The sequence below is a fragment of the Streptomyces sp. SID13726 genome (genome assembly GCF_010548375.1).
Classification (GTDB): Bacteria; Actinomycetota; Actinomycetes; order Streptomycetales; family Streptomycetaceae; genus Streptomyces.
The window spans coordinates 1-549 of record NZ_JAAGLY010000229.1 but is presented as its reverse complement, the minus strand read 5'-3'; the positions used below and the strand labels follow the sequence as shown (position 1 = coordinate 549).

The window sequence follows — 549 nt, the reverse complement described above, 5'->3', positions numbered from 1 at the left end:
TGATCCAGGCGACTACCCACTCGATGGGGTAAAGGATCGCGAAGAAGTCCATCCGTGACTGCTCCCTCAACTTCGGACAAAGCTTGTGAATCGCCCGTGGCCGGGCTGCGGTCTAGTGCGTGTGTCGTGCCGGCGGAACGTCGTCGACCCCACCAAGGCTCCAGGGGTTGCAGCGCAGCAGCCGCCAGAGGGCGAGGCCCGTTCCGCGCAGGGCGCCGTGACGACGCACCGCCGTGAGGGCGTACTGGGAGCAGGACGGGTAGTACTTGCACGTCGGACCCGTCATCGGGGAGATCACCGACTGGTAGGCCCGGATCATGCCGATGAGGGTGAGCGCCGGGACGCGACGCAGCACGGAGACGACGCGACGCACGATGCCGGGAGCTCCGCCGGAGTCCTCGGGGGACTCCGCGCCGGGAGCGTCGACCGGGTGCGTGGTCGTCATCGATCCACGCCCGAGCGTTCGTGGAGACGCCGGACCGCGCGCTCGAGCCCGCTGTCGAGGTCGGCGCTCAGGGCGTCGAAGGACGCCACCGCCGAGGCGGGAAG

Annotated in this window: 1 pseudogene; it reads right to left on the bottom strand. The window is 69.4% G+C overall.

The window, feature by feature from the left end:
- Positions 1 to 124: 124 nt before the first annotated feature.
- Positions 125 to 319: pseudogene (yidD, locus tag G3I78_RS51515) on the bottom strand (membrane protein insertion efficiency factor YidD); the annotation flags it as partial.
- Between the last annotated feature and the right edge of the window lie 230 nt (positions 320 to 549).